Below are 7,312 nucleotides of genomic sequence, written 5' to 3'. Positions count from 1 at the left end.
GCGATGCTCTACCAACTGAGCTACGCTCTCAGACCACAATACCAAGTTAGCACATTTAGGCGATGACCAATAGCCTTCAAACCATGCCAGCGCAAGCTGTTACCTTCACTGACCATCGCGCGTCGTCATCCAGAACAGCATCTCATCTTGAGTGGAACCGCGATGCGCTCCTCTTGGATTGACCTATGATCGCGAAGCTGCGTCCCATTGAATTCTTACACTTAAGTCGCACGACGGTTTCATTGACTTGAAGTGGCACCCACAGTAGCCTCAGGTTATTGCATAGGAACAGGTGCAATGGTCTTTTTGAGCTGGCAGCGAACCGGCGCAGTTCAAACTAAAAAGAAGTAGCACGATGGAATACTTAGGACCAAGAGCTATGGACTCTCGCGGTACAGGTAAGATCACCGACAAAATTGAGGATCTTTCAGCAGACGAAACCCCTGAAGATGTTGCTGTACTTTACTCTTGGGCAAATCTTCACGGCGCGAAGTATCGCGATTTTTCCGCGTCGCGTCGCGAGTATCGTGCACAACTTCGGCATCGCGCCGCAGAGCAGGTCAAGGAGCAAGCTTTGCTGGCGCAGGCCGAGGCGGAAGACGCTGCTCTATCCGCAGAGGCTGCGGCTCGCCACGCATCGAAGGCTGCTCTAAACCATATGTCTGAAGAGTCCGAATCCGTACGAAGACGTGCACTACGCGATGCTGATGAAGCCGCTCGCACGGCTGCTGCTGAACGGGTCGAAGCTGCCCGCCGGGCCGAGGCTGCCGCGGTTGCCGAAGCTGCTGCCCGACGGGAAGAGCGTGAGATTGCAGAAGCCCATGCCTCCGCTCAAAGACAGGCTGCCAGGTATGCCGACTCAGAGATCCGCCGCAGAACTGTCAACGATCAACGTTCTGGGTCGGAGCTACCCGGCCAAATCTCTGACCCTTATAATTCTAATTCTCAGGCACGTGTGCTGACACCTTCAGAGCCGATCTTGCGCTCTAATTTTGAGACCGACCCTCGGCAGCCGATCATTTCATCCCAGGAACCGCCCTTGAGCAGTGATCATAAAGAATCCGCTCCACCTTCTTCCATAGAGCCTGAGCGGCGTGTCTTCGTCCAAAAAAATATGACACCGCGCCGTCCGCAAGGATACCGGCCCGACGATGCATCAGGCGTCCGTCAGATTTACCGCGGCCCTGATGACTCTCAAGCCGAGTACACTACCTCTGATTCAACCAGACATTTGAGTTCACCCCAGAACCGTGCCGTGCCTGGAACTGTCGCACCCCCTGAAATGAAGCCGGCCTCCGAACAGTCCGCAGCGTTGCCGCGTTCGTTTTCCAGCGCTAGCGATGGGACTTCCTTATTGGGTCAGCGTCGCACCGACCCGTATCCGCATGCTGAATCCCGGATGCCACCGAAAGATTCATTGCTCGCAAGCTCTGCAACAAATCCAGAGTCTCGAGTCCCCTTCGCGAAAGATCGCTCTGGCGTTAGTAGTGATTTGCCACTCGATCCCATTCGGGACTCTTCGGCGAGTATTTCCCCAGCAATGCCTACTCCTCCCAGGCTGTCGGGAACCTTTCGCTCTACGCCACACGCCTCTTCTACTTCTTCGAGGCCTGTCTCTCCGTTCTCACAGGCGTTGGTACCCTCCGATTCCACTCGTGGCCGGCGTGCGCAGGACGACTTCGATTATCAACAGCCGCATCCCCCCCCTGATCTCTCTCTCCGTAACTCTGGGGAGTCTTCGCCTGAGCCTGCTCCGCTGGCCTCTGCGCGACCTGCCTTCCAGTCAGATCCGGCTGGTCCAGCGTGGCTGTATGCTGCACCGGTTCAACCCACCGCCGCTAAGTCTCTTGTTTCGCCTTCTTCGGCTTCCCAATCGTCCGTGGCCGATACCCTCCAGCACTCCAGGGAGCGTGTTGCTGCTCGCTGGTATGCCCTTAAAGGAGTTTTTGAGCACCCCGGGCATGATCAGCCAGAGGCAGCACCAGTACGTCAGAAAGAGACTCGTACACCGGTCCTTGCCGTCTTCTCTCTCGCAGGTGGAGTCGGTAAAACCAGTCTCGTCGCAACGGTTGGACGGGCACTCTCCTCGATGGGAGAGAAGGTTCTGCTCACCGATACTACTTCGCACGGTCTTCTGCCGTTCTACTTTGGTGCCAGTGAACTGCGTCATGGCACTGTCCGGACATTTTCTCCTCCTAGCGGAAGCACCGACGCGCCGATCTACCTGGTCAGTTACGATGTAGACCAGAAGCAGACAGCTGATGAGGCACAGGAACTTCTTGCGGAAGAGATCATCAGCAATGGCCGCGGAGCGCATCGGATTCTCCTCGATCTCACCGTAGGTTCAAGTTGGATTGTTAGTCGCATGTCGCGGATGAGCCCGACAATTCTCGTTCCTGTCGCACCGGACATGAACTCCGTCATCAGCTTGCAGACCGTTGAGAAGTTCTTCAGCGGTGTCAATGATGGCGATGGGCGTCCTCTTCAACCTTTCTACGTGCTTAATCAGTTCGATACTTCGTTGCCGCTGCACCTCGACGTTCGCGAGGTCATGCGTCGGCAGTTAGGAGATCGCCTCCTTCCCTTTGTCATTCGTCGAGCGCAGTCCGTAAGCGAAGCTTTGGCAGAAGGCATGACCGTAGTGGACTATGCGCCAGATGCACCTGTCGCCGAAGACTACCTTAACCTCGCCACATGGCTTCGCACCGTCGCTGCACCAGCTACTGCAGGCTTCCGCAACGTTCGCTGGAGCGAGCGATGAGGTCGTCGCCTCTCTTTGAACAGGTACAGTCAGGTAATGCACTCTTCTACAAAGCTCTTCGTTTTCTCATCCTTTTCTGTGGGGTATTTTTACTAGCGTTCACCGGCATTCTGGAACTCACGTGGCCCCAGCAGATCGTTCTGGGCATCCTTACCATCGCGCTGGTCATTTGGATGGACCGTAGTTCCGGTTCCTACCTCGTTACGTTGACTTTGATGCTGGCCTCGATGTTTTCCACTTTTCGCTACGGCTTTTGGAGAGTTTCTACCACACTCAAATTCTTCATGGATCCGGGTTCGACCTGGAGTTTCCTAGACGGCTTCTTTATCTGTCTTCTGCTCTTCGCCGAGATCTACGCCTTCGTCGTTCTCTTTCTCGGTTATCTGCAAACGCTCTGGCCGCTGCGACGCACCCCTGTCTCGCTGCCTGACCAAGTGAGCCAATGGCCGGCGATCGATCTACTTATCCCCACATATAACGAGCCGCTTAATGTAGTCAAGTACACGGCACTTGCGGCGATGAACATCGACTGGCCGGCTGCCCGACTTAATGTTTATCTCCTTGACGACGGTAAGCGTGAAGAGTTTCGTCAGTTCGCGGAAGAAGCCTGCATCGGCTATATGACGCGAGATGACAACAAACACGCGAAGGCTGGCAACATTAATCACGCTCTCGCACATCTTGAGGCTCCCTATGTCGCTATCTTCGACTGTGATCATGTCCCCACGCGAAGCTTTCTGCAGGTCACCATGGGCTGGTTTTTACGCGACAAAAAGCTCGGCATGCTGCAGACCCCGCACCACTTTTATTCTCCTGATCCCTTCGAGCGGAATCTTGACCAGTTCCGCACAATCCCTAACGAGGGAGAGCTCTTCAACGGGATTGTTCAGGATGGTAACGACTTCTGGAACGCGACGTTCTTTTGCGGATCCTGCGCGATTCTCCGCCGCTCCGCGCTGGACGAGATCGGCGGCATTGCGACTGAGACCGTAACCGAAGATGCACACACTTCACTTCGCATGCAGTCAAAGGGTTGGAACACAGCGTACATTAACATTCCACAGGCAGCAGGTCTTGCGACCGAACGTCTAAGCGGCCACATTCGACAGCGTATCCGCTGGGCTCGCGGGATGGTCCAGATCCTGCGCATCGACAACCCGCTCTTCATCCGGGGACTCAGCGCGGCACAGCGGCTCTGTTACTTCAATGCGATGACGCATTTTCTTTACGCTCTGCCGCGTCTTATCTTTCTTACTGCGCCGCTCGTCTATCTCATTTTTGGACACGTCAACCTACCCGGCTACTGGGTACTTATCTTCGCCTATGCGCTCCCGCATCTAGTTCTTGCGAACATCGCCAACTCTCGCATCCAAGGTCAACATCGACACTCTTTCTGGAATCAGATTTATGAGACAGTCCTTGCACCCTATATCCTTCTTCCCACGTTGTTCGCTGTTATCGCTCCGAAGGCTGGCAGCTTCGATGTGACTGCCAAGGGCGGTGTAGTAACACGAAGATTCTTCGACTCCCGTGTTGCCCAACCTTTCCTCTTCCTGATAGCGATTAACGCTCTAGGCATCTTCTGTGCCGTCCCCCGGTTCTTTCAGTTTCCCGGAGCCGGGACGCCCTCGCCTCTTCATTTCATTGCGGACCTCTACGACGGCAGCCATCCTGGCACTATTCTGATGAACCTGCTGTGGGCATGCTTCAACATGGTGATTCTTGGCGTTGCCACCTCCGTTGCCTGGGAGAGCCGTCAGCGGCGTCAGTCCGTGCGTCTTCCGATGTCTGTTCCGGCCGACGTGCAACTCGCTAATGGGATGATCGTTCGTGGCGTCACCAGCGACATGTCCAGCGGTGGCCTCATGATCCGCATCGAGCGAGCCTTCTCTGCCCGCACTGGCGAAGCGGTTAAGCTAACGCTGCCGGTTCTCGACGGCAACGCTACCTTGCCAGCAACACTCGTAGGCATTGACGGCAATGTACTCCGCGTGCGATTCGATCCGCTGACTCTTCGAGAAGAGGAAGCCCTCACCATGGTCCTCTACTCCCGTGCTGACACCTGGTTAGGATGGGGAGAAGCCCACGAAGCAGATAAGCCATTGGCCAGTCTTGGCCGCATCATCCAGCTCTCTGCTCATGGTCTTGTTCAGACATTTCGACTTGGGACAGGGGTGAGGGAACGCTCGCCGAAAGGAAAGCTTTCCCCCAGCGTCGTTCCGCTTCTTGGGTTGGCCCTCCTTTTGAGTTCTTCTCTCCTATTGGCTCAAGCCTCGACTCCTGAAGAAACCAAAGCTGCAGGAGTTGGTCAAAAGACGGCGCCGATCAAGCCAGCGCCGCAGACGAAGTTGCTCCCCAGCAATAGTTTAACGTTACAGGAGGCTCCGGCTGCACCCAGTACTTTCGATAACACCGTCTCGCTTTCAGAACTCGGAGTTCGCCAAACCATTGTGATGCAGGGCATGGATGACTTCAACACGATCCACTTCTCGTTGCCACAGAACCAAACAGTAAAGACGGCGACAATACACCTTCGTTACCATTTTTCTCCCGGCTTGATTCCATCAGTCAGCCATCTCAAGGTCAGCCTTAACGGTACCTTGTTCGCAACTCTTGCTGTTGAGAGCAAAACCTCGGACACAGTTCAACCGAACGCATCACAAGGCAATATTGTCTCGAATCAAAACAGCGACCTCCTTGAATCAACCGTAGTTCTTCCAGTCGATACTCTGGCACGCGATAACAGACTTACTTTTGAGTTTGTCGGACACTACGCCTCGCAGTGCGAAGACCCAACGCACTCTACTCTTTGGGCCCACATCGACAACAACTCGACTATCGAATTTGCAGGAAACCTTACCCATTTGCGGGATGATCTCAAGCTCCTCCCCGCGCCATTCTATGACTCCATGGTGAATCTCCGGCCAGTCATTCCGATAGTTTTTTTGAGCCAGCCCTCACCCAAAATCCTACAGGCTGCCGCAGTAGTAGCCTCATGGTTCGGCGTTCTCACCGACTCACACCCTGTTCGCTTCCCGGTCACAATCGGCGCCATCCCCAAGGGCAACGTCGTTGTCTTCAGCCAGAGTGGCGCCGTTCTGCCTGCCTCGCTCCAGATTAACTCTATTGCTGGGCCCACCATTGTCATGCGGCCGAATCCTTCGGATCCTTACTCAAAGGTTCTTATCCTCACGGGAGAGACGGATGGCGACGTTCTCAATGCGGCCTTGGCGCTTGTGCTTCAGCGCGATTTGTTCCTTGGAGACCGGATTCGTATCCCAAGCTTGACAACTCCTGCTCCCCGCGAAGCCGACGACGCACCGCGTTGGCTCAGAACGGATAAGAACATCCCTATCGGTGACCTTGTTCAGACAAGTAACCTTCAGACGAATGGCTCCGACCCGGTTGCCATCTCCATGCGATTGCCTCCTGATCTTTTCTACGGCGCGCGGCAGAATCTTGGTTTCCACCTTGAGTATCGCTACAACGGTATCCCTCTCTCGGACGAAAGCTCTCTTCAGGTCTACCTGAATGATTCTTATGTCAATTCGTCTCCGTTATCGCATAGCGATAAACCAGCACCTGCGCGCATTATTCCATTTCCAGTCTCAGATCTGCGGCCCTTCTCGAACTCAATCCTGCTGCGATTTCTCTTTCAGCTTGCAAAAAAGGATGATTGCCCTGGTGCAGCACCTTCTAATTTGCAAGGCTCGATCCTGAAAGACTCCTTTCTTGACCTCAAGGGCATTCCTCACTTAGCTGTTCTGCCAAATTTAGAGATCTTTGCCAACGCCGGCTACCCTTTTACGCGCAAAGCCGATCTCTCCGACACAGCAGTGGTATTACCCAATGTTCCGAGCGGTGAGGAGATCGAGATGTTCCTTACTCTGATGGGTCACTTCAGCGCTCAGACCGGCTATCCCGTTCTCAACGTCTCCGTCATTAATGCGGATGGAATGAAGCCCGAGATTCACAAAGACTACCTCGTTCTTGGTACAGTTGACGATCAAGCTGCGATCAACCGGCTTAATCCATCGCTACCTGTCAGTGTCGATGGCAGTGGTCTCCATATCCAGGACACCCAGGACTTCTTTGCGCAACTGCAGCATGCCTGGTGGAAGGTACGCAGCGCAGACCGGGTCCAGTCCGGCCAACTCGAGATTGCTGGCAGCATTCCTGATGCGCTCATCGAAGGTGTCGAGTGGCCCAGTGGATCAAAACAGTCCGTCGTCGTGATTACCCTTCGTGAGAAAAGCGTCATTTCTAACTTTATCTCTGCCTTCCTCCAGACGTCTCAGTCCTCGGACATCTCTCAGTCGGTCAGCGTTCTGCATGGCTCCCGCTTTTCCTCTTATCGCATAGGCAACGATGTTTACAGGGTGGGATCACTTTCGCTGTGGCTTCAGCTCAACATGCTTTTTTCGGACTACCAATGGCTGATGGTGATCTCCACCCTGGTCTCCTGTTTTCTTCTCTCCGTCATCCTTCGATCGGCATTGCGCCGACGCGCCCGCGCCCGTTTACAGGGAAGCAATTAGGACCGGAACCGAG

3 protein-coding genes are annotated in these 7,312 nt (G+C 54.6%); 2 read left to right on the top strand and 1 reads right to left on the bottom strand.

Annotated elements, in window-relative coordinates; all coding sequences use genetic code 11:
• Positions 1–694 precede the first annotated feature (694 nt).
• On the bottom strand, positions 695–823 hold the full coding sequence (locus GSQ94_RS21685) for a hypothetical protein (RefSeq protein WP_256369988.1): 129 nt from the start codon (positions 821–823) through the stop codon (positions 695–697).
• A gap of 717 nt (positions 824–1,540) precedes the next feature.
• On the opposite strand from GSQ94_RS21685, the gene GSQ94_RS19355 reads away from it, so the two are divergent.
• Together GSQ94_RS19355 and bcsA are read left to right on the top strand one after the other, a co-directional pair.
• A complete protein-coding gene (locus tag GSQ94_RS19355; RefSeq protein ID WP_158945498.1) occupies positions 1,541–2,761 on the top strand; it encodes a cellulose synthase operon protein YhjQ/BcsQ in 1,221 nt (406 codons plus the stop codon).
• Positions 2,758–7,299: a UDP-forming cellulose synthase catalytic subunit gene (bcsA, locus tag GSQ94_RS19350; protein ID WP_158945497.1), complete on the top strand. Its 4,542-nt coding sequence runs from the start codon at positions 2,758–2,760 to the stop codon at positions 7,297–7,299. Before GSQ94_RS19355 ends, bcsA begins: the two co-directional genes overlap by 4 nt.
• Positions 7,300–7,312 lie beyond the last annotated feature (13 nt).

Origin of the sequence: Granulicella sp. S190, assembly GCF_009766095.1 — a bacterium.
Taxonomy (GTDB): Bacteria; Acidobacteriota; Terriglobia; order Terriglobales; family Acidobacteriaceae; genus Edaphobacter.
Note: the sequence above shows the minus strand (reverse complement) of the source record. Positions and strands in the feature narration are given on the sequence as shown.

Excerpts from the sequence above, each read along its gene's own strand:
- GSQ94_RS21685 (WP_256369988.1), bottom strand. The coding sequence starts at position 823 with ATGGGCTTCTGCAATCTCACGCTCTTCCCGTCGGGCAGCAGCTTCGGC.
- GSQ94_RS19355 (WP_158945498.1), top strand. The coding sequence starts at position 1,541 with ATGCCTACTCCTCCCAGGCTGTCGGGAACCTTTCGCTCTACGCCACAC.
- bcsA (WP_158945497.1), top strand. The coding sequence starts at position 2,758 with ATGAGGTCGTCGCCTCTCTTTGAACAGGTACAGTCAGGTAATGCACTC.